General features: G+C 27.2%; 20 protein-coding genes. 8 read left to right on the top strand and 12 right to left on the bottom strand.

Features of this window, described 5'->3' with window-relative positions:
• Positions 1-3 precede the first annotated feature (3 nt).
• From ade to HMPREF0202_RS14335, 4 genes are all read right to left on the bottom strand, one after another.
• Complete coding sequence (gene ade / locus HMPREF0202_RS14350) at positions 4-1791, bottom strand: adenine deaminase (RefSeq protein WP_023051441.1); 1788 nt, start codon at positions 1789-1791, stop codon at positions 4-6.
• Positions 1792-1842: 51 nt separating this feature from the next.
• A complete protein-coding gene (locus tag HMPREF0202_RS14345) occupies positions 1843-2151 on the bottom strand; it encodes a hypothetical protein (RefSeq protein WP_023051440.1) in 309 nt (102 codons plus the stop codon).
• 99 nt (positions 2152-2250) lie between these two features.
• The gene (locus tag HMPREF0202_RS14340; protein ID WP_023051439.1) at positions 2251-3600 is read right to left on the bottom strand and encodes a sodium-dependent transporter; all 1350 of its coding nucleotides are present in this window, start codon (positions 3598-3600) and stop codon (positions 2251-2253) included.
• Positions 3601-3621: 21 nt separating this feature from the next.
• Positions 3622-5019, bottom strand: a complete 1398-nt coding sequence (locus tag HMPREF0202_RS14335; RefSeq protein ID WP_023051438.1) for a tryptophanase — start codon at positions 5017-5019, stop codon at positions 3622-3624.
• Between the two features lie 235 nt (positions 5020-5254).
• Here HMPREF0202_RS14335 and HMPREF0202_RS14330 point away from each other — a divergent pair, with 235 nt between their 5' ends.
• Genes HMPREF0202_RS14330 through HMPREF0202_RS14315 form a run of 4 tightly spaced genes read left to right on the top strand, consistent with a single transcriptional unit; the run spans position 5255 to position 11403 of the window.
• Entirely contained in the window at positions 5255-6493 is a 1239-nt protein-coding gene (locus tag HMPREF0202_RS14330; RefSeq protein ID WP_023051437.1) for a TolC family protein, read from the top strand.
• A 14-nt stretch (positions 6494-6507) separates the two neighbouring features.
• Positions 6508-7569 (top strand): efflux RND transporter periplasmic adaptor subunit, encoded by a 1062-nt coding sequence (locus HMPREF0202_RS14325; RefSeq protein ID WP_023051436.1) that lies wholly within the window; start codon positions 6508-6510, stop codon positions 7567-7569.
• Positions 7570-7571: 2 nt separating this feature from the next.
• A complete protein-coding gene (locus tag HMPREF0202_RS14320; protein ID WP_023051435.1) occupies positions 7572-10598 on the top strand; it encodes an efflux RND transporter permease subunit in 3027 nt (1008 codons plus the stop codon).
• A 1-nt stretch (position 10599) separates the two neighbouring features.
• A complete protein-coding gene (locus tag HMPREF0202_RS14315; RefSeq protein ID WP_023051434.1) occupies positions 10600-11403 on the top strand; it encodes a MerR family transcriptional regulator in 804 nt (267 codons plus the stop codon).
• Between the two features lie 44 nt (positions 11404-11447).
• On the opposite strand, the gene HMPREF0202_RS14310 is transcribed toward HMPREF0202_RS14315, so the two are convergent.
• Both HMPREF0202_RS14310 and HMPREF0202_RS14305 read right to left on the bottom strand, forming a co-directional pair.
• A complete protein-coding gene (locus HMPREF0202_RS14310; RefSeq protein WP_023051433.1) occupies positions 11448-12734 on the bottom strand; it encodes a sulfurtransferase in 1287 nt (428 codons plus the stop codon).
• 200 nt (positions 12735-12934) lie between these two features.
• Positions 12935-13300: a YbaN family protein gene (locus HMPREF0202_RS14305; protein WP_023051432.1), complete on the bottom strand. Its 366-nt coding sequence runs from the start codon at positions 13298-13300 to the stop codon at positions 12935-12937.
• Between the two features lie 148 nt (positions 13301-13448).
• Between HMPREF0202_RS14305 and HMPREF0202_RS14300 the strand changes: the two genes are divergently transcribed.
• Positions 13449-15596, top strand: coding sequence for a TonB-dependent receptor (locus HMPREF0202_RS14300; RefSeq protein WP_040407733.1), 2148 nt, complete (start codon positions 13449-13451; stop codon positions 15594-15596).
• A gap of 57 nt (positions 15597-15653) precedes the next feature.
• On the opposite strand, the gene HMPREF0202_RS14295 is transcribed toward HMPREF0202_RS14300, so the two are convergent.
• Positions 15654-16514: a LysR family transcriptional regulator gene (locus HMPREF0202_RS14295; protein WP_023051430.1), complete on the bottom strand. Its 861-nt coding sequence runs from the start codon at positions 16512-16514 to the stop codon at positions 15654-15656.
• A 138-nt stretch (positions 16515-16652) separates the two neighbouring features.
• Here HMPREF0202_RS14295 and HMPREF0202_RS14290 point away from each other — a divergent pair, with 138 nt between their 5' ends.
• Genes HMPREF0202_RS14290 through cuyB form a run of 3 tightly spaced genes read left to right on the top strand, consistent with a single transcriptional unit; the run spans position 16653 to position 19758 of the window.
• A complete protein-coding gene (locus HMPREF0202_RS14290; RefSeq protein WP_023051429.1) occupies positions 16653-18164 on the top strand; it encodes an ABC transporter substrate-binding protein in 1512 nt (503 codons plus the stop codon).
• A 22-nt stretch (positions 18165-18186) separates the two neighbouring features.
• On the top strand, positions 18187-19038 hold the full coding sequence (locus tag HMPREF0202_RS14285) for a DUF4438 domain-containing protein (protein WP_023051428.1): 852 nt from the start codon (positions 18187-18189) through the stop codon (positions 19036-19038).
• Between the two features lie 24 nt (positions 19039-19062).
• The gene (gene cuyB, locus HMPREF0202_RS14280) at positions 19063-19758 is read left to right on the top strand and encodes a cysteate racemase (protein ID WP_023051427.1); all 696 of its coding nucleotides are present in this window, start codon (positions 19063-19065) and stop codon (positions 19756-19758) included.
• 22 nt (positions 19759-19780) lie between these two features.
• Here the strand turns inward: cuyB and HMPREF0202_RS14275 are convergent, their stop codons facing one another.
• From HMPREF0202_RS14275 to HMPREF0202_RS14255, 5 genes are read right to left on the bottom strand one after another with little or no spacing between them, the layout of a single operon-like run.
• Positions 19781-20497: an energy-coupling factor transporter transmembrane component T gene (locus HMPREF0202_RS14275; RefSeq protein WP_023051426.1), complete on the bottom strand. Its 717-nt coding sequence runs from the start codon at positions 20495-20497 to the stop codon at positions 19781-19783.
• A complete protein-coding gene (locus HMPREF0202_RS14270; RefSeq protein WP_023051425.1) occupies positions 20478-21278 on the bottom strand; it encodes an energy-coupling factor ABC transporter ATP-binding protein in 801 nt (266 codons plus the stop codon). Before HMPREF0202_RS14270 ends, HMPREF0202_RS14275 begins: the two co-directional genes overlap by 20 nt.
• Positions 21263-22075: an energy-coupling factor ABC transporter ATP-binding protein gene (locus HMPREF0202_RS14265; protein ID WP_051364186.1), complete on the bottom strand. Its 813-nt coding sequence runs from the start codon at positions 22073-22075 to the stop codon at positions 21263-21265. The genes HMPREF0202_RS14270 and HMPREF0202_RS14265 overlap by 16 nt, the downstream gene beginning before the upstream one ends.
• Entirely contained in the window at positions 22068-22592 is a 525-nt protein-coding gene (locus HMPREF0202_RS14260) for a CD3072 family TudS-related putative desulfidase (RefSeq protein ID WP_023051423.1), read from the bottom strand. The genes HMPREF0202_RS14265 and HMPREF0202_RS14260 overlap by 8 nt, the downstream gene beginning before the upstream one ends.
• A 2-nt stretch (positions 22593-22594) precedes the next feature.
• Positions 22595-23149 (bottom strand): CD3073 family putative ECF transporter S component, encoded by a 555-nt coding sequence (locus HMPREF0202_RS14255; protein WP_023051422.1) that lies wholly within the window; start codon positions 23147-23149, stop codon positions 22595-22597.
• Positions 23150-23427: the final 278 nt, after the last annotated feature.

Genomic DNA, 23427 nt, shown 5'->3' with positions numbered 1-23427 from the left:
TAATTAAAATATATTATTTATACCGTGTTCATCAAATAGCTTTATAATTTCTTGAGTTTTTACATCAATTAAGCCCAAATCACTTATTTTTACATCTGGTATAACTATTAATGCAATTGTACTAGGTCTAGTTATAGGTGACTCAGCCTCTATTCCCATTTCTTTTAAAATAGAATTCATTCCTTCTATTTCATCTGATAAAACTTCTGCTGAATTTTTAGATAGCATTCCTGCTATTGGTAAATGTAATTCTTTTAAAATCTTTGCTTTCTCTGCAACTACAATACCACCTCCTATTTCTTTTATTTTTTCAGATATTATTAGTGCTTCCAATGGATTATTATATATAATTGTTAAATTATGACTATCATGGGAATAGGTTGTTCCTACTGCTCCTTTTTTTAAATGAAAATTTTTTACTACTCCAAGTGAGATATTATCAATCTTCTTGTGTCTATTTATTATCGCAACATAGTTTAATTCTGGAGAATCTGAAATATCAACATACTCATTTAAAACTTTTACTTTCAATTTTTTTCTTTCTGTTAATAAATCATTTTTATTTAAATAAACAAGAGCTTCTATTTCGAGCTCTCCATTTTCTATTGGAGCTTTTATCATAAAATCTTCTAATTTAAGATTTTTTAAATGAATGCTATTTAACTCTTCTACTTCTAAAATTTTAGAAGTAATTTCTTCTACTAGCTTTCCATCTTTTGCTACTAACTTTCCTTTAAAAAAAGTTTTTACCACATTAAAATCCCTAATACTATCTAATACTACTATATCTGCAAAATAACCTGGTGCAATAGCTCCTATTTTATCCAATTTGTATTCTTGAGCAGGATTCAAAGTTATTGCTTTTATTGCATCTACAGCATCTAATCCGGCTTTTACAGCTACCTCTGCACAATGATTAACACTTCCTTCTTTTAAAAGATCTCCAGCCTCTCTATCATCAGTACATAAAGTTAAATTTCTAGGTGCTTTTATTGTTTTTATTACTTTTACTATGTTTGTTATATTTTTAGAAATTGAACTTTCTCTCGCATCTAAAAACATCCCTTTTCTCAACTTATCTAAAGCTTCTATTCCATCTGTAGACTCATGACATGATATTGGTCCTCCACAAATATAACCTGCTAAAGCTTTACCTTTTAGACCAGGAGCATGCCCCTGTACAAAAACACCCTTTCTTATTGCAACATCTATTATTTTTGTCATTCTTTTGCTTTGATTTATTACTCCCATAAAATCCATTACTTCTCCAAGTCCTAAAACTCGTTCTAGATTAAACATATTTTTTATATCATTTGGTGTAAATTCAGCTCCTGCATTTTCTAATCCTAATACAGAAGGAACACAAGAAGGAATTAAAAAATATTGATTCATTGGTAATCCTTTTGATTTTTCAATCATATATTTTACTCCATCTATTCCCAAAACATTTGCAATTTCATGAGGATCAGCAATTATAGTAGTTGTCCCTTTAGGTATAACAACTTCTGCAAAATTATTAGGAGTTAAATGACTACTCTCTATATGAACATGCGAATCAATAAACCCTGGAGCCACATACTTACCTTTTAAATCTACAATATTTTCTCCTATAATGAAAGTATCTTCTTCTATAGGTATTACATTAGCTATATACTCTTTATAAATATAAATATTTGCTTTATAAATTTCTCCAGTAAAAACATTTATAAGATTTCCGTTTGTTAAAACTAAATCAGCTACTCTTTTTCCTAGGGCAACCTCTACCAACTCTTTGCGTTCTTGAAGCTTCATATCATCACTCCTTTTTTATAACTTTTTTACTGTAAAGAGCCTTTGTTACCTTTATTTTTTTCCGAATTCAAAATAGATATTTGACAAAATTTCAAACTGTTCCTGTCTAAAATCATATTCTAAATTTTTTAGTAGCTTTTCCTGTAAACCTTCATTTTTTTGACTATATATAAAATTTAATTGTTTATCATATCTAAAAGATATGCTTGTCCCTATTTTCCATTTTAAAAAATCAAAAAAAGTATCTTTACTATATTCTTCAGGAACTTCAATTCTCTGAAAATCAATTTTATCAAATATTCTTAATATCAATTCAAATCTTTTTTCTTTTACTTTATCATTTAAAATTTTATTCTCCACAATTTTCCTCCAATTTATTTTCTTATATTATACCATCTTAATAAAAAAAGTTGCAGAAATTTTCATTTCTACAACCTTTGATTATATTTAAATATTACTTTATCCTATTCCTCCATAAAGAATTCCCATAATGTAAACTATTATTGCTATTCCACAAAATAGATATTTTGTTACTGGTTCAAACCAAGCTCCAACTTTTTTTTCTCTTCCAATTTGTACTTGTTCTCTTGCAAATCCAGATTTACAAATCCAATAGATTACAAGTCCTGCTAAAAGTGCACCTAATGGAATTATATATATCGAAACAAAGTCCATCCATGGAGATAATCCATCTCCTTCAAGAAAAACTCCAACTATAAATGAAACTACCGCAACAATTCCAATAGATTTTAATCTTGATAATCCCAAGCGACTTTGTAAAGCTTCAACAGGAGTTTCAAATAAATTCATAAGAGAAGTTACTCCTGCAAATAACACTGCTATAAAAAATACTATAGCAATTATTTGTCCACCAGGCATATTTTGAAATACTGTAGGAAGAGTAACAAACATAAGACCTGGACCTGCCCCAGGCTCAAGTCCATAAGCAAATACCGCTGGAATAACTACAAGTGCAGCCAACATTGCCGCACATGTATCAAAGAAAGAAACATTTAAAGCTGAATTAACTATATCTTCATTTTTACTTAAATAACTTCCGTAAACAACAGTTCCTGATCCAGCTAAAGATAAGGAAAAAAATGCTTGTCCTAAAGCAAAAACCCAAGTTCTCATATCTTTAAGAGCTGACCAATCTGGATTAAATAAGTAGCTATAGCCTTGTTCCGCCCCCGGTAACATATATATTCTAATAGCTAAAAATAAAAATAATCCAAAAAATGCTGGCATCAATATTTTATTTACTTTTTCGATTCCTCCTGCTATTCCCATAGCCATTAATGAAAAAGTTAGTAATAAACCTGCTACATGCCAAGGTATACTCCCAAAATCTGAAGCTAAAGCTCCAAAGTAAGGACCTGGTTGTGATTCAATGATTGCTCCTGAAAGAGAGACAACACAATACCTTAATATCCAACCAACAACTATAGCATATCCAATGGCTATAGCTAACGATCCTATAACAGGTATTAATCCTATTATTGTTCCTCCTTTTAGTCCTCTTTGTTTAAAAGCTTTTTCAAAAGCTCCAAGTGGGCCAGTTCCCATAGAACGCCCTAGTGTCATTTCACCAATTACTCCTGTAAATCCTATTAAAAGAACAAATGTAAAATACGGAATAAGAAATGCTGCTCCTCCAAATTGCCCAACTCTATATGGAAACATCCAAATATTTCCCATTCCAACTGCTGAACCAATACAAGCTAAAATAAATCCAAATTTTGATTTAAAACCATCTCTATTATTATCATCTATTAAAACCGTTTCTACACTATTCTTTATATCTTCCATTAACCCTCCCTAGACTATTTTTTAATCTTCTATAATCTCTAGGGAAGCTTGGAAGTGTCTTAATATCGGTGGTTCCCAAGTTATTCTGTATCCTCTTGTGATTTCATGAGCTCTCTCTTTTATCGCTATTAAAGCATCTGCTATTACATCTAAATGAGCTTGTGTGTAAACTCTTCTAGGAATAGCAAGTCTTGTAAATTCAAAATCTGCTTCTAATTGCTCATTTGTATCTGGATCATTTCCTAACATGTAAGAACCTATATCACAACTTCTAATTCCAGCTTCTTTATAAAGTTCTATAGCTAAGACTTGCCCTGGAAACTCATTAAATGGTATATTGGGGAAAATTTTTGAAGCATCTACAAATACACCGTGTCCACCAACTGGAGATTGATATATAATTCCTGCATCATCAAGACGAGAAGCTAAATACTCCATCTGTCCAATTCTATATCTTAAAAAGTTTTCATCGATTCCTTCTAATAATCCTATAGCCAGTGCTTCTAAATCTCTTCCCGAAAGCCCTCCATAAGTTGTAAATCCTTCAAAACTTATACAATTTGCTTTTATTTTTAAGATCATATCTGCATTTTCTACAGCATTTTTTACTCCTATTAGTCCTCCCATATTAACTATTGTATCTTTTTTTGCTGACATAGTGAAGAAATCTGCATAAGAAAACATCTCTTTTATTATATCTTTTATCGACATGTTTGCACATTCAGGCTCATCTCTTTTTATAAAATATGCATTTTCTGCATAACGTGCTGCATCTATATTTAATGGTATATTATATTTTTTACAAATAGCTGCGACTTCTCGAGCATTTTTCATTGAAACAGGTTGTCCACCAGCAGAGTTATTTGTAATAGTCAATACTACTAATCCTATTTTTTCTGGGCCATACTCTTGTATTAATTTTTCCATTTTTTCAACATCCATATTTCCTTTAAATTTAGATCTTTTACCTGGATCTTTTGCCTCTGGGACTACACAATCTAAAGGTCTTGCTCCTGCTAGGATAACATGTGCTCTTGTTGTATCAAAAAACATATTTGAAATTGCATATTGTCCTGACTTTAAAAAAGTTGGAAATAACACTTTTTCTGCTGCTCTTCCTTGATGTACTGGTTGAATAAATTCATATCCAAAAATATCCTTAGCAGTATTTACTAATTTAAAATAACTTGAAGCTCCTGCATACGCTTCATCACCTCTCATTACCCCTGCCCATTGATCTTGACTCATTGCATTAGTTCCTGAATCTGTTAATAAATCAATGTAAACATCCTCTCCTCTTAAATTAAAAAGATTATAATTAGCCTCTTTAATTTTTTCTGCTCTCTCTTCTGATGTAGTCATTTTAATTGTTTCAACCATTTTAATTCTAAATGGTTCTGGAACATACTTGATAGCCATAACGTTATACCTCCGTTTTTAGTCTACCCCGGTCATCTGTTTTCAGATAGGCGGACGGTATTTCCTTTTTAGAATTTTATTCAAATTCTTAGTAACTCTATATACCCTATTAAAATTCATTTTGTCAAATAAAGTTCTATTTTTATTATTTTGATTATCTAAATTTCTTGACTCTCAACTTACTTTATAGTTTATAATCTCATATTGTGAAATTAATTTTTAATAAGGAGAAACTATGAAAAAATATCTACTACTATTTTTAACATTAAATATAGTTACTTTTTCTATAGAGTTAACATTGGATAAATCTATTGATTTAGCTAAAAAAAACAACCGACAACTCAAAGAAAAAAATATTACTGTAAAACAAAAAAAATTAAATGAAAATGTAAAAATTAAAAATGCTCTTCCCTCTCTTAGAGCACAAACTATGTACATTGATCATGATGAATCAAAAAACTTAAATAGTTCTTTTCAAAATGGTATTTATCTATCACAGCCTATTTTTACAGGTGGTGAACTTTACTATAATATTAAAAGTAGTAAAGCTCTTAGAGAATTTGAAGAAAATGACTATATTACCCAAAATATTAATTTAGAGTTAAATGTTATTCAAACTTATATCAGCTGTCTTCAACTTAAGAAAACTTTGAATGTATATGAGACTTCTCAAAAAGAGAAACAAGAAGAATTAAAAAAACAACAAGAATTTTACAATCTTAGTCTTATCGATAAAAGTGAAGTTTTGAAAATTGAAACATCATTATATCAAACTGAAACATCAATCCTTAAAATTAAAAATAATATTATTGCTCAAGAACTTACTTTAAAAAATCTTTTAGGATTAAATATTGAAGAAAACATAACTTTAAAAGAAATGAATTTTTCAAATTTTATGACAATAAATATTGATTTAAAAAAAGATACTGAAAGAGCTTTATCAAATAGTACTCTTTCTAAAAAACTAGACAAAAATATTTTAATTAGTGAGTATAATTCTAAAAGTAATCGAAGCACTTTTCTTCCTAAAGTAGATTTAGAGTACGGTTATGAATCTTTAGAGGAGTCAAGTTTTTCAAAATCTAATAATGACTGGGAATGGAGAGTTGGTATTACTTTTAAATGGGATATTTTTAACTTTGGAAGTGGCATTGATAGTTATAAAGAGTCAACTTTAGAGATTGAAAAGCAAAAAATTTCAAAAATAGATTCACTAGAGATATTAAAAAAACAGATTAAAACTACTTATTTAGATTTAATAACAGCTAAAGAAGTTATTATTACAAATGAAAAGGCTCTTTTAACAGCTTTTGAAACATTTAAAATTGATAAAGAGAAATTTTCTAATAGAATTATTGACTCTGTTGATTTTTTAAAAAGTGAATCACAACTTCGAGAGGCTCAAATTACTCATATAAACTCTCAACTTGATTACTTCTTATACTATCAACAATATCTATCACTTTTAAAATAATACAGGAGGATTTAATGAATAAAATATTACTTACACTTTTTTTTACTCTAATTTTAGTTGGATGTAAAGATAAAAAAGTTACTCAAGATGTAAAATCTGAAATTATCAAAGATGTTAAGGTTCAAGAATTAAAAATCCAAAATATTAAAAATACTAAAATTTATAATGGCGATATAAATCCCTTAAAAGAGGTTAGTATTATAACTCCTACTGGAGGTTATGCTAAAAATATTAAATATAAAAATGGAGATATAATTAATTCAGAAACAACTATTTTAACTTTAACAGATGCGGCTACTGAAGCTAGCTATTTTGAAGCAGAAGGTACACTAATTAAATCTAGATCAAATTATAATACATCTAAGATTTCCTTTGAAAAATATAAAAATTTATTTGAAAAGAAACTTATTTCAGAGGAACTATATCTTCAATCTAAAAATAATATGGAACAAAGTTTAGGGGAATTAAAAATTGCAGAAGCTAATTTTATAAGAGCCAATGATAATTATAAAAGACTTTTTGTAAAATCTGATATATCTGGAGTCATAACGGATTTGGATATTAAAAATAACGAAAAAATACCTTCTAATTCTAAGCTGTTAACTGTGATTGAAAATAATATAATGGAAATAAAAATTGCTGTAAATGGAGAAGATATTAAAAATATAACTCCTGAAAAAGAAGCTAAAGTTTATATTTCAGATTTAGATAAAACCGTTATTGGAAAAGTTAGTGAAATAAATTTATCTGCTGATACTAATACAAAAAAATATAATATTAAAATACAAATTCCAAATAATGACAAATCTATTTTAAAAGGGATGTACGGTAAAGTAGAAATGGAGCAAACGGAAATTAATGGACTTTTTGTTCCTCAAGAAGCTGTTATGATTAAAGATCTTTACTCATATATTGCAGTTATTCGTGACAATCAATCCATCATTTATAAAGTTGATCGTGGAATCTCTCAAGGAAATCTTCAAGAAATATATTTTAAGAATTTTAAAGAGGGAGATAAAGTTGTTGTTCAAGGACAATATCTTCTTAATAATAACGATAAAGTGAGGGAGATTTAGTCATGAGATTACTTTCTGAATTTTCTATAAAAAAACCTGCAACAGCAACAATGATTATAATATCTATGATATTCTTTGGTCTATTAGGTCTATCAAAAATGCCAATAGAACTAATGCCAAATACATCCAATCCAACCGTTAGAATTACTATTGAGTGGAAAGGAGCTACTCCTGAAGATGTTGATAAAATGATTACCAAAAAAGTTGAAGATATTCTTCCAAATGTTGATGGTATCACAGAATATTCTTCTACATCAAGTTCAGAGACATCAAAAATAAATGTAAAATTTAAATATGGAACTGACATCGAAACAAAAATAACTTTAATACAAAATGAAATTAACCAAATAAAAAATAAATTACCTGAAGATATTGAAGAACCATCTATTAGAGAACAATCTATGGGTTCTATTCCAGCTGCTGTTTTAACTATGTCTGGAGGAGACCCCATGGAAGTTAGAACTTATGCTGAAAATAGTTTAAAACCACTTTTAGAGAGAATCGAAGGTGTTTCGCAAATTATAATTTTTGGTGGTAAAGAACAAGAGGTTTTAGTCGAAATTGATCCTGAAAAACTCGAAAACTATAACCTTGGAATTTTAGAAGTTTCTAATTTAATATCTAGGGCAAGTACTACTATTCCTGGTGGACAAGTTAAAGAAGGTGAAAAAGAGTTTTATATAAAAGTTCAAGGGGAGTTAAAAACTCCTCAAGAAATTGAAAATATTATTTTAAAAAATAATAATGGTCATCTTCTAAGACTAAAAGATGTTGCAGATATTAGAATTGATACTAAAGACCCTTCTAGTTTATTTAGAAAAAATAGTTCCGATGGTCTAGTTATCGTTGTTGCTAAAACTGATGATGGGAACGCTATTGAAATTGTAGATTCTATTAATAAGACTTTAAAAGGAGTTAAAAACTCCCTACCTTTAAATTCTACTATCGATTACGACTTTGACTCTACAATTACAATTAATAATTCAATAAATAATGTTAAAGAAACTGGAATTATTGGTTTAATTTTAGCTTCAGGTATATTGTATTTGTTTTTAAAAAGTATATCTGCTACTATAGTTATTGCTGTAGCTATACCAATATCTGTTATTTTTACATTTTTTCTTTTAAATGCTCAAGGTTTAACACTAAACCTTGTCTCACTAATGGGATTATCTTTAGGAATTGGTATGCTTGTTGATAACTCTGTTGTTGTTTTAGATAATATATATAGACATATGAGTGAACTTGGGAAGAATAGAGTTCAAGCTGCTAAAGATGGAGCCGCTGAAATGGGCCTTCCTGTTTTAGCATCAACTTTAACAACAATTTCTGTATTTTTACCAATAGTTTTTCAAGAGGGAATGGCTAAGGAACAATTCAAAGATCTTTCATATTCTATCTCTTATTCATTATTTGCCTCATTAATTGTTGCCTTGGTTTTTGTTCCTATGCTTTCAAGTAAAATATTGAATGAAAAAAAAGATATAAACTCAGAAGGAAAATTTATAAAAAAACTAAAAAGAATATATCTTTCAATTCTAAGATGGGCTATTAAAAATAGAGGAATTACTGCTATTTTAACTATATTACTTTTTATAGGTTCTATTTTTGCAGCTTCAACGTTAGGCGGAGGATTTATTCCTACAACTGATGAAGGAAGATTCGCTATTGTTGCGAAGCTTCCTTCTAGTGCCGATATAAATATGAGTAATAGAATTGGAAGTATATTAGAAAATAAAGTTAAAGATATATCTATTGTTAACTCATATACTATGTCTGGAGATACTAGCAATGCTATTTTAAATATAAATGCTGGACTAAAAACATCTAGAAAGGAAAGTTTACAAGAAATTGTTAAAAATTTAAGATTAACTTTTACAGGTATTCCAGACGTTATTTTAACTGTTGTTCCTTCTTATGTATTCGGTTCTGATGGTATTTACGATGTTGAATTTGAACTTTACTCTGATAATGAATCACAACTAAAAGAAATATCTGAAAAGTTAAAAGAAAAAATGTACTATATCAATGGAATAACAGATATTTCCTCTTCTTTTGAAGGCGGAAAACCTGAAGGGAAGATTATTGTGGATAGAGAAAAAGCCAAGTTTTATGGAGTTGACATTGAAAGTCTAGCACTAATGATTAAAACTCAAATTTTAGGAGGACAGCCAATCACGATAAATGGTGATAATCAAGAGATCGATGTGACCGTACAACTTCAAAAAAAATATAGAACTTCTACAAAACTACTAATGGACTCTCGGATTACTTTAGATAATAGAAAAAATATTAGAATCTCTGACATAGCTAACCTTGTTTTAGAAGAAGGTCCATCTAAGATTGAAAAAAAAGATAAAAAAAAGAAAGTTGTTCTTTATGCTAACTTAGAAAATGGATTTGATTTACAAAGTGCTAAAAACTCTATTATAGAAACGTTTAATAATTTAGGTGTCCCTGAAAGTATTTCTTTTGGATTTGGTGGAGATAGTGCTGATATGGCTGATATGGGAAATCAACTTTTCATAAGTTTCTTAGTTGCCATATTCTTAATCTATTTTATTTTAGTTTGGCAATTTGAATCTTTTATTCTTCCATTTATTATTTTGCTTTCAATTCCCCTTTCAACTATGGGTGCTCTGTACAGTTTAGCTTTATTTAGGGTTAATCTTGATGCTATGGTTGCTGTTGGTTTTGTAATGCTTGCTGGAATAGTCGTTAATAATGCTATAGTTTTAATTGATTTTATAAATATTAGAAGAGAAGCTGGTGATAATATTAACCGAGCTCTTATTGTATCTGGTAAAACAAGACTTAGACCAATTCTTATGACTACTTTAACTACTGTTTTGGGAATGATTCCTTTAGCTATAAGTAATGGTGATGGCTCTGAAATGTATGCTGGTATGTCCTTTGTTGTTATATTTGGACTTTCCACTGCTACTTTATTTACATTAATTGTTATTCCTGTTTTCTATTATTTAGTTAATGATATGAAAATATATATAAAAAAAATTATTAGGAGATAATATGTTTGATGAATTTTTTACAATAGGAGAAGTTTCTAAATCTACGAATATTCCAATATCAACTCTCCGATATTATGATAAGGTTGGTTTACTTTCTCCAGCTTTTAAAAATGACGATACTAATTACCGTTACTATACACCTATGCAAATAATTACATTAAAAGTAATTAATCATATGAGACATTTGGGATTTTCTATTGAATATATAAAAAGTCATTTTGAAAATATGGATTATGAACACACTTTACAACTATTTGAAAAAGTGTTATTAGAAACAAAATTAGAAATAAAAAAATTAAAAAATACAGAAAAAGAACTAGTTGAAAGTTGGAATAAATTTAAAGAAAATTTTCAATTAGAAAAAAAGGTTGGTATTCCATTTATAGATGAAACTGCTGATATTAAAGGGATTATTTATAATGGCCCTGTTCATTCTTTAGGAGAATTAAGCAAAACATTAAAAAATATTGATAATTTTGAAATTAGTAATAATTTAACACCTGTTTTAAGAGGGTTTAAGGTTTCCTTTAATAATTGGAAAAAAAATAGATTTACTAAAGATTGTCTTATTGCTAGTATGAAAGAAAATCATACAAATAAATCAATAGTTATTCCTAAAGGAAAATATGCTTGTGTTTATGGTAAAGGTGCTTTTGAAGAGCAAAATATTGTTGAAAATCTTTTGAATTGGATAAAAGAAAATGAATACTCACCAAAAAATGAGTTTTATTTAACATTCACAGATTTAATTATGTTTAAAAGTAAAAAAGATTTTTTATATCTTTTGAGAATCCCAATAATTTAAAAATAAAGAAAAAGCAGCCTATTTATTAAGCTGCTTTTTGCTATTTAGTTCTCTATCCCTGTTTCAATTGGATTTGAACTATCTTCACTCCATTCCATCCAACCATTGGAATAAAGAGCATTATTTTTTAATCCCATCACTTGAGAATAAAATAATACTTCTGCTGCTCTCCATCCCGATCCACAGAAAAATGTTAACTCTTTATTTGTATTAATTCCTAATCCAGACCACATAGAGATAATTTCATAACCGTTTCTCATTGTATTATCAATATTTCTATAGTCTTCCAATGTTGTTGATTTAGTTCCAGATTTTCCCCATACAGATCCTGTAATTCTGCCTTTTCTATCCATATATGAATATCCTGATTCTTTTCCAATTCTCTCATTGTATGATCTAATATCTACTAAAAGTTTTGAATTTTTATTATCTTTTAAAACTTGCTTTGCTCCATTTTCATTTACTATTAAACTTTTATTTAAAGGAGTTTTAGATCCAAAATCTTTAATTGGAGTTGGTTTAACAATTCCCATTTCTGTTTTGTATCCTGCATCTTTCCAAGCATCTAAACCGCCATTTAAAACTCTTACATCTTTTACTCCAAGATATTTTAAAATTATAGCTAATCTATATGATGCCATAACATTTTCACCATAAAGAACAACTCTATCATTTTTAGATATTCCCATCTCTTCCGCAAATTTAATTAAATTTTCATCCGTATTTAGCATCCATTTTGGTGGTGGCTCTATACTATCTGTATTAATATGTGGTGCTCCTGGAATATGCCCAGCTAAATATACAGCAGCATCTTTTATACTTCCCCAAGATACTTCAAAAACCTTAATCTCATTTTTGTCCATAGCATTTTTTACCCAAGTTGCTGGAACTAAAATTTCATAATTCTTGTATGTTTCAAAAGGTAATCTATCATAATCTTTATTTTTTTCAAAATCATAAAAATAAATATTTTTTACACCATTTTCTTTTAAGTATTTCTCTACATCTTTCATTTCTGTAGATGTTCCATATAAAACAATATTTTTTTCTGGTATAATTCCTTTTTCTAAAACTCTTTGCTTTAATATCTCTTTATTATTAGAGTTCAAATATTTTGTCTTTAACCAATTAGCAGATAAATCAGTAGCTCCTTTTATATGTCCATTTATTTTTAGATTAGATAAATTCCATCCATTATATTCATTACTATCTCTTGTATCAACTATAATCCATTCAGGATTATTAAGATTTTTTAGTAATTCATTAGTTTTGATATCCTTTCCTAATAAAATTGTTGATAAAATTATTAGTAAAAATAATATTTTTTTCATTTTGTACTTCTCCCTAACTTATATTTTAAGACAACACTTTGCCAAATAAATTTTTAACTTTTAACCTAAAAGTCCCATCCTCAGTTAACTCATTTCAAAGCAATCACCTCACAATATAAATACATTATATTATATACTAATTTATCGATTTAATCTATTAATAAAATATATATAACTTTGAAAATTAACTCTTCTATAATTTAATTTTCTTTCAATGTTTTTAATTTTAAAATATGAGTTAAAACTACTAAATATACTATTAAAAGAAATGCACGTCCATAAATATTTTGCATTGAAAGAAAACCTTTCCCCATTCCTAAAGTCATTACACTTATTGCAATAATTTTATTTTTATATGTTATTCCTTTTTTTTGCGTATAATCTTTTATATATTTTCCAAATATTCTATTTTCTAATAACAATCTATAAAATTTTTCGGAACTTCTTTCAAATGAAAATGCAGCTAAAAGTATAAAGGGAGTTGTTGGTAAAAGAGGTAAAAATACTCCGATAGCTCCTAAAACCAAAGATAAACACCCTAATATTAAATATAATTTTTTCCTCATAAATATCCTCCCTCTATAATTTATACTATTTTAGCATATTTTATTTTGATAATCAAATATTTTATTTTATAAATATATTTTATTGCAAATTTAAATACGTTGTGCTAATATTATTTTGACAGACAAATATTTTTATAACGGAGGGATTATGAATAAATATTTTATTTCATTGGGGATTTTAATTTCTACTTTAAATTATTCTATGGAGCTAGAAGAAAATGGGGTATTTTTAGAAAAAAGTGTTATATCTTCTGTTGGATATGAGGATTCTATACAAAATACACCAAAAAATATTCAAATAATAACAAAAGAAGAAATTTCTGAAAAAAATTTTAAAAATGTTACTGAAACTTTAAATAGTTCACCTTTAATTACTATTACAAGAAACTCTGTAGGAGAGTCAATTCAAATGAGAGGTAGTGGTATTAATTCAAAAGCAACTGTTCAAGTCTTAGTTGATGGTACATCTATTAATCCTGTTGATATAAATCACGGAACACTACCTCTAAATTCTATCGCTTTATCATCAATTGAAAGAATTGAAATTTTACCTGGTGGTAATGGTGTACTTTATGGTGATGGTTTTACTGGAGGACTTGTTAATATTATTACAAAAGACTCTATAGAGAAAACTAATGGGAATATTGGGTATAGATATGGTAGTAAAGGAGAAAATATCTTTGATACAGGAACTTCTCTTAAAGTTAACGATTATGTGTCATTCATATTAAATTATTCTAAAGAAAATAGTCAAACTAATAGAGACAATGAAAAAATTAATTCAGAACATGTTGATTTTACAACTTTATTAAATTTAACTAAAGATGATAAATTAAAGTTACAATATTCCTATTACAATAAAAAAAATAAAACAGCTAATCTTTTGACTAAAGATCAATTAAAAAATAATTCTTCACAATCTGGTGTAGATTTTGATGGTTCATATCTTAAAAATAATTCAAGTAATAAATATCCACTTTTAGAAGGAACTGGAGATATCTTAGATAAATCTAACTTAAGAAGAGATGAATTTTCTTTCAATTACACTAAAAAAATTAATAATGAATTTGAATTTAATTTAAACGGAAGCTATCAAAAAAATACTAATGATGTTACAACTAAAGAGGCTACATATGCAAACTTTGGCTCTTTAACAAATCCATTTAATTACAAAAATTACTATGCCGATAATATCGGTACCTTTACTGATGAAAAATTTAAAATCAATCCATCTTTAAAATACAATTATATGACTAATAGTTACTTAATTTTAGGTTATGATTATAAAGAGCAAAAAAGTAAAAGAGATTTTAGTAATTTTATGGATATGTATAAAGTTTACGATTTATCAAGTAAAAAAGAAAGCAACGGAATCTATGTTTTTAATAAAACATCTATTGATAAATTTGAATTTTTACAAGGTTATAGAAGAGAATGGACAAAATATAATACTACAAAAAATAGTCACTATTACCATAGAGTAAAACCTATTTTTCTCAACAATGGTTATGTTGATACAGGTTTAAAAACTGATTATATAAAAAAATCAATGCATAATGATAGCTATGAATTTGCCATAAATTATTTATACTCTGATACTGGTAATATCTATACTCGTTTCGAAGAAAGTTTTAGAACTCCTGCTCCAACAGAGTTTCAAGATAAAGATGGAACTGATTATATCTTAAATGATTTAAAGCCTGAAACAAATCAAACTTTAGAAATTGGAATTAAAGATTATCTCCTTGGAAGTTTTGTTTCTCTAAATGGATTCATTGGAAAAACTAAAAATGAAATTTATTATAACGAAGTTTATCATGGAAAAGAATGGTATTATGGTAATTTTGGTAAAACTGAGCGAAAAGGTATTGAATTGAGTTTGGAACAAACTTTTGGAAAGTTTGTTTTCTTTGAAAATCTAGCTTATATAGATGCTAAAATTAAAGAGGATTCTAAAAATTCAAATTTAGAGGGCAATCAAGTTCCATATACTCCTAAAATAAATGCTAACTTAGGAACACTTATTAATTTTACAGATAATTTTAACTCTATATTATCTTTTAATTATAAAGATAAATACTATTTAGATAAAGCTAATAAGTATGAGGCTCAAAGTTTTATAACTCTTGATTTAAGCCTTAATTATGTCTTTAATAACGGATTAAAAATATATGGAGGTATTAATAATATCTTAAATAGAGACAACTATGATCAAGAGGGTGTTTCCAATAATGAGATTCTTTATGATCCAGCTAATGGAAGAACTTTCTATTCAGGGTTTACTTATACATTTTAATAACTATTTTAAAAGGTTACTTATTCTATAGTAACCTTTTATATTTAATTCAAAATGTTATTTTAAAAATTTTAAAAAGTGTTTTGCCACTGAAGATAATTTTTTATTTCTTAACCAAGCAACAACAACTTGTGTTTCTAACTCTTCATCTTTTATCTTTACAACTTTAGAGTTTTCTCTAAATATTAAATTTTTTGAACTTTCTGGTACTATTGCAATTCCCATTCCCTGTTGTGCCAAATTCATCAAAGTTCTACTATCTTCACCAATTAGTAAAATATTTGGAATAAATCCTTTTCGATAACAAGCATTTACAATTATTTTTTTAAATCTTTTATCTATTATCAGTGGTAACCCTTCTAAAAAAGAGATATCAATTTCATTAACTTCTTGGAAATACTTATTTTTATCTACGAGTCCTATCATTGGCTCTTTAGACAAATATATACAATCAAATTCTTCAGAATTAAACGGTGTACGTATAAACCCAATCTCTATAGTTCCATGATTTAATAAATCTAAAATCTTATACGTACTGCCTTCTTTTAGTTCAAATTTTACTTCAGGATTATTTTTAGAAAACTCTGGTATTACTTTTGGAACTAATGCAGCTGTTGAAGAAGCAACAAATCCAATTTTTAAAATTCCCTCTAACTCTTCTTGGTTTTGTTTTATTTCTTTTACTGTTTCATTAATTAACTCTAATATTTGAATAGCTCTATTTTTTAAAAATTCCCCAACTTCTGTTATCTCTAAATTTCTTGTTGTTCTATCAAAAAGTTTACTTCCAATTTCTTCTTCTAAAATTTTTAGTTGATGACTTAAGGGCGGTTGAGAAATATGAAGTTTTTTTGCAGCTTTTGTAATGCTATTTTCCTCTGTAATTGCTAAAAAATACTTTAATTGTTTTATATCCATAGAAAAAAGTTCTCCTTTTTAGTATTTATATTTTTTTACGATAAATGCACTAGGAAATTAGTATTTATTTATCTCTTATTCTTTATGTTATACTAACAAACATTATAACAATTTTTAAATAAATAGGGGAGGTATTTTATGAAAAAATCTTTATTTGGTATATTCACATCATTTTTGCTCTTAATTAGTTGTGGAGAAAAAAATAGTACAACTTTCAAAGAGGATAAAAAAGTTTTAAATGTTGCACAATCTGCTGATGCTAAAAGCCTAGATCCTCATGCAACTAACGATAGCCCCTCTGCAGGAGTAATGATTCAGATATATGACTCTCTTGTTAACGTTGATGAAAACTTAAATATTATTCCTAATCTTGCCGAAAGTTGGAAAGAGATTTCACCAACAAAATATCAATTTAACTTAAAAAAAGGTGTTTTATTTCATAATGGAGAGGAGCTAAAAGCTTCAGATGTTGTATTTACGTTTAACAGAATGTTGAGTTCACCTAGAGTTAGTCATATAGTTGGTCCTATGAAAACAATTAAAGAAATATCTGATTATATTGTAGAGATTGAATTATCTAATCCATTTGCTCCTATGCTTTATCATTTAGCTCATCCTGCAAGTTTGATTTTAAATGAAAAAGCCGTTATTCAAAATAGTGATTTATACGGACAAAATCCAATTGGAACAGGTCCTTTCCAGCTCTCTAATTGGATTCCAGGAGATAAAATTATTTTAAGTAAAAATAATAATTATTTTAAAAATCCTGCTAAAGTTGATGAAATTAATATAAAAGTTGTAAATGAAGCGACTAATAGGGTTATTGGATTGGAAACTGGTGAACTAGATATGTCTATCAATATCGCTCCTATAGATATTAATCAGGTTAAATCAAATAAAGATTTAATTCTTTTAGAAGATACTGGATTTGGAATGAATTACTTAGGTTTTAACACTTTAAAGGCTCCTTTTAATAATAAGAATATTAGAAAAGCTATAGCCTATGCAATCAATTCTGAAGATATTATAGAAGCTGTTGTTTTAAACTCTGGAACTAAGGCAAATTCACCTGTTCCAAAAGGGGTTTTTGGATATGACCAATCAATTGAGCCAATAGAATGGAATCCTAACCTTAGTAAAGAGATTATAAAAAATGAAAATTTAGAAAATAAGATTAAAACAAAAATATGGACAAATGATGATGCAACAAGACTTCAAATTGCGCAAATAGTCCAATCTCAGCTTAAAGATGTTGGTATAGAATCATCTATTGAATCTTTAGAATGGGGAGCTTTTCTAGAGGGTACAGCTAGAGAGGAGCACGAAATTATAATATTAGGTTGGGGAAATGTTACAGGTGATGCTGACTATAGTTTATACCCTGTCTTTAATACTGCAACAGATCCTAGTGCTGGTCGAAGAACTATCTATTCAAATACAATGGTTGATCAGCTTTTAAATAATGCTAGAGAAACAACAAATCGAGAAATTAGATTAAATGCTTATTCGAAAGTTCAAGAAATTATTAAAGAAGATGTTCCACTAATTCCTCTTTACTATCCTAAATATAATGTTGGAATTAATAAAAAAGTTAAAAATTTTAAAATTAGTCCTATGGGACATCATAGTTTTTATGAAATTGAATTATAAATTTTGATAAAAGGAGTTATTTATGAAAACAAATAAAAAAGAAGTTGTACAAATATCATTACAAGGAGAGATTAGACATCCAATTTTTACAGGGTACAAAATTTCCTCTGAAGGAGTTCCAGAAATTTTACCTGGAACATGTGGAATTACTTATAACTTTAAAGTTGGTGATTCATGTATGAATATCTCTGGAGATCATGTTGAACCCTGTGTTTCTATACATCACTCTAAAGAAAAAGAATCTAACGCATTGATGAATCTCTCTTGTATCGGAAATGAAGCAAAAGTAATTACTGGTGATGCTAAAGGTAAAAAAGGATGGGTTACAGGTAAGCATGGTGGAATAGATAATGTTATTATTGATTTTCCTGAAGATGTTCTAGAAAATTTGTCTATTGGAGATAAAATACAAATTAAAGGGTTTGGTCAAGGATTTAAACTATTAACTCATCCTAAAATCTCTGTAATGAATCTAGATCCTAATTTATTTGAAAAATTAAACATAAAAATAGAGGATAATAAACTTATTGTACCTATTGTAACTAAAATCCCAGCATACTTAATGGGATCAGGAATAGGTAGTGCTTCTGCATCTAATGGTGATTACGACATTATGACTGCTGATTCTGAACAAAATAAAAAATTTGGAATAGATAAATTAAGATTTGGTGATTTAGTTCTTCTAGAAGATTGTGATAACACATATGGAATAGGATATTTAAAAGGTTCTGTTACCGTTGGTGTAGTTGTTCACTCCAACTGCATAAAATCTGGTCATGGTCCTGGTGTCACAGTTATCATGTCATCTAAAGAGTCTTTGATAATTGGAGAAATCAATAACAACGCTAATATAAATAACTATTATAATAGTTAGTCTTTTATTTAGGAGGAAATTTCTATGAAAAAAATTGGAATTATAGGTGGAATGGGACCATTAGCTACAGCAGATCTTTTTACAAAAATTATTAAAGCAAGTGATGCCAAATGTGATAATGAACATATTCCAATAATTATTGATAATAATACTAAAATTCCTGATAGAACGTCTGCTATTCTAGGAATCGGAGAAAGTCCATTAGAAGAGATTATTCTTTCAGCTAAAACTTTAGAAAAATCAGGGGCAGATTTCCTTATAATGCCTTGTAATACTGCTCACTATTTTTACAATGATTTAACTAAAGCAATCAATATTCCAGTTTTAAATATGATTGATGAAACTGCTAAATTTATCCTAAATAAAAGTCCTAATATAAAAAGAATAGCATTATTTTCCACAATAGGAACTTTAAAAGGAAATATATATCAAAATATTTTTAATAAGTACAATATTGAGATTATTCCTCCTGAAGAAGAAGACATCTTAGAACTTATGCATTTAATTTATAATGTTATAAAAAATAACCAACTTAATTATAATCATATAAAAATAATAAATATAATTGAAAAATTTAAAGAAAAAAATATTGATAATATAATTTTAGGTTGTACAGAACTTCCAATTGCTATGAATATGTTTAAAATCAAAGGAAATTTTTATGATCCCACTGAAATTTTAGCTCTATCAGCTATAAAAAAAGCTAAGGCAACTCCATAAGAGTTACCTTAGCTTTTTTATTTTAAGCAAACAAGCAAAATAGAATAAACAGAATAGAAATTATTAAAGTAAAGAAAAAATACAAATAATCTTTTTTTTCTAATTTATAATCTTTTAATCTAGTTCTTTTAATCCCATTTCCATATCCTCTAACTTCCATAGATATTGCTAAATTTACTGCATTTTGTATTCCACAAATAACCACTGGAAAAAATAGTGTTAAAATATTGCTAATTTTTTCTTTCAGATTCATCAATTTATAATCAATGCCTCTTGCTTTTTGAGCTATTATTATTCTTTTGCTTTCTTCTTCTAACATTGGAATAAATTTAAATGCCAAAGCTGTTATAACTCCTATTGAGTCAACTGGAACTTTAAATATTTTTAAAGGTGATAACATCTTCTCTATTACAAATCCAATCTCTCTAATCTCCATTTTAGAAACCATAGAGGTAACTAACAAAATAATTGTTAAAAGTCTAAAAGTAGAAAGAAATACATATTCTATATTTTTATTCATTAAGAGCAAATTTACAAATATCATTGATAGTAAAAGTCCTATTGAATACTTGAATATTCTTTTTAATTTGTTTAAGTCAGCTGAAAATAATTTCATTTGATAAAATATAAATGGTAAAATTATAATTATCTGATAATATTTATTTGCAAAACCAATTGCTATAATATAACCTATAGTTGTATAAAATACTATTCGAGGGTCAAAATCTTTCTTTAGCATCTATCCCAATCCTCTCTAATAATTCATCTATGTTTTTTATATTTTCTGTTTCTATTCCAAATTTATTAATAATTTTACAAAATTCTATAAATTCTAAGTCAGATTTCTCTAAAACTTTTAAGGGAACTCCTTCATTTATAATTTTTTTATTTTCTAATAAAAAAACTTTATCCCCATATTCTAAAACATCCTCAAATAAATGAGATATTTGTATAATTGTAACTCCTTTATTTTTTAATTGTTTTAAGACATCAAAAAATAACTTTTTATTTTCTAAATCTAATCCCGCAGTTGGTTCATCTAATAATAATAATTTAGGAGAAGTGACTAAAATTGATGCTAATGCAACTAATCTTTTTTGACCTCCACTTATTTCATATGGAGATTTATTTAAAATTTCGTTAGATAGTTTCAAAAGTTTTAGAACTTCATTTACATTTCTATCAATTTCTTCTCTAGAAACTTTTTTCTTAATTAAAATATACTCAATCTCTTCTTTTATTGTATTATTAAAAAATTGTTTCTCAGTATATTGAAACATATATCCTGTAGCTTCTCTAAATTTTTTTAAGTTTTGAGAATTAGATAAATTAATTCCTTTCCACAAGATTTCTCCTTGAATATTATTCAATAAAAATCCTATAGTTTGTAAAAGTGTTGATTTTCCACTACCTGTTTTTCCTATTATAAATGTCCATGAACATTCTTCTATTTCCATATTGACATTTTCCAAAATTATCTCATCATATCCTGAGTTAACTTTTTTTAAAGAGATTTCCATAAATGCTCCCCCATTTTATTTAAATTAAAAATATCTTCTGAAACATCCTTTTTAGTTCTTAAATAAATGCTTCTAGCGACTTTAAACATAGGAGGTAACTCTATCCCTTGGTCTATCTCATTTTTTACAAGAAAGCTCATAAAAAGCTTTTTAGGCCCGTTAAAATTGATTTTATTTTTTTCAAGATAAATAACTTCATCACAAAATTCTATTTCATTTAAATGATGAGTTACTAAAATCACTGTCATCCCTTTATTACTTAAATTTCTTAATATATCTAGTATTATTTTTCTATTTTCTGGGTCGAGCATCGCCGTTCCTTCATCTAGTATTAAAATTTTAGGGTCTAAAACTAAAGAAGAAGCTATACAAACTCTTTGTTTTTCTCCCCCTGATAATTTAGATATCTTTTCATTCTTTTTTTCGAAAAAATCTATTTCTTTCAATAATTTTTCTACTTTTCTTTTCATAAAATCTGAACTATATCCATAATTTTCCATCGAAAAAGCAATTTCTTCCTCTACAATATCAGTTACAAGTTGTTCATCAGGATTTTGAAATACTATTCCTATATTTTTTCTACATTGAAAAAGACTTTCTCTTATATTTAAATTATCTATATATATATTTCCTTGACTTACTTTTTCTATACCTAGAATTAATTTTATTAAAGTACTTTTTCCAGAGCCATTTTTCCCTAATAAAGTATAAAATTTTCCTTTTTTAAAATTTATAGAAAAATCTTGGAATATAATTTCTTGATTATAAGAAAATTTTATTGATTCTAATTTAATCAATCTCTTCACTCCAATCATCAATGTCATAAAAATTTATTTCTATATTTTTTTCTTTTAAAAGCTCTTGTAAAATTTCCATAAAAATTCCTTTTTCAGAAACTAAATGAACTCTTTTTAAAATATCATCTAAATTTTTATAACAACTTGCTTCACCTTCCCAATTACCTCTACATGTTTTATTGACACCACAACTTGGACTACCTTGTATTCCGTATATCCCATCTATTTTATAACCACAATTAATATACATTTCTATTTGATTTATAATAGGATATAGTAACACTTTACATTCAGCTTTAAAATTAGGATATTCCAACTGATCTTTTACATGACCCCATCTTTTCAAACCTAAAATAAATAATTCTGGACATGGAAGTTGAATAATTCCATAATTATTTAAAACAAAATTTTTTATAAACTTTAAAAAGTTATCCTGTTTTTTTGCATAGGGCTTTACTACACAATTTTGATTTAAAATACAGTGAGAGACAATAATAATTTTTTTTCCTCTTTCCATATCTACCCTCTTATTTTATTTAATAAGTTATTAGGAAGTTTATTTATTATCATTGCCACTACCACACATGAAGCTATTTTATCAATTAAATTTGACATTATTCTAGGAATAAAAGCTGCTGTAAATATTTTTTGTCCACTTTTTACTAGCCATCCTGTTAATATATCCATTGAACCTCCTGCTAATCCACCAAATAATGACACAGCTATTGGTGTCCCAATTAAAGGAGCTAGAATTGCTAATAAAATTCCTGTTAAAACTGCTATTTTTATTGTAAATCCAAATTTTTTTGAAATAATTCCAACGACTATTCCTATCATCATATTTACTATAGCAAATGGTAGTTCTATAGGATTATTTACCATAGCTGTTATTACGTTTGTAATTAAACCTGTAATACCTCCAAAAAATGGTCCCAACAAAGCTCCAGAAAGTATAGTTCCTATTGTGTCTAAAAATAAAAAAGGTATATTGAAGGTTTTAGCTAATGTTGCAAGTATAATATTAAGTCCTATTCCTAATGCTGATATTGTTATCGATAAAGTATTTCTTTTCATTCTTCCTCTTTCTTAGTTTTCACTTAAACTAATCTTAATGTATTTTCTGTAATAATTTCCATTTACTTAGGAACTTTTTTATAACTTTTAACCTAAAAGTTTTTACATTTCATTTAAATCATTTCATAAAGTTCCTCCTCTTAGCATTGTTTAGTAATATTATACAAAAAAAACCTTTTTAATAAAAGGTTTTTTAAAATACTTCATCTTCCAATTTTAATAAAAGGTTTTCTATTTTAATTAATTTTTCATCATTAAATTCATTATTATTTATAACT

It is taken from the genome of Cetobacterium somerae ATCC BAA-474 (assembly GCF_000479045.1).
In the GTDB taxonomy this organism is placed as follows: Bacteria; Fusobacteriota; Fusobacteriia; order Fusobacteriales; family Fusobacteriaceae; genus Cetobacterium_A; species Cetobacterium_A somerae.
The sequence above is the reverse complement of the archived record's forward strand: the minus strand, read 5'-3'. Positions and strand labels throughout refer to the sequence as shown.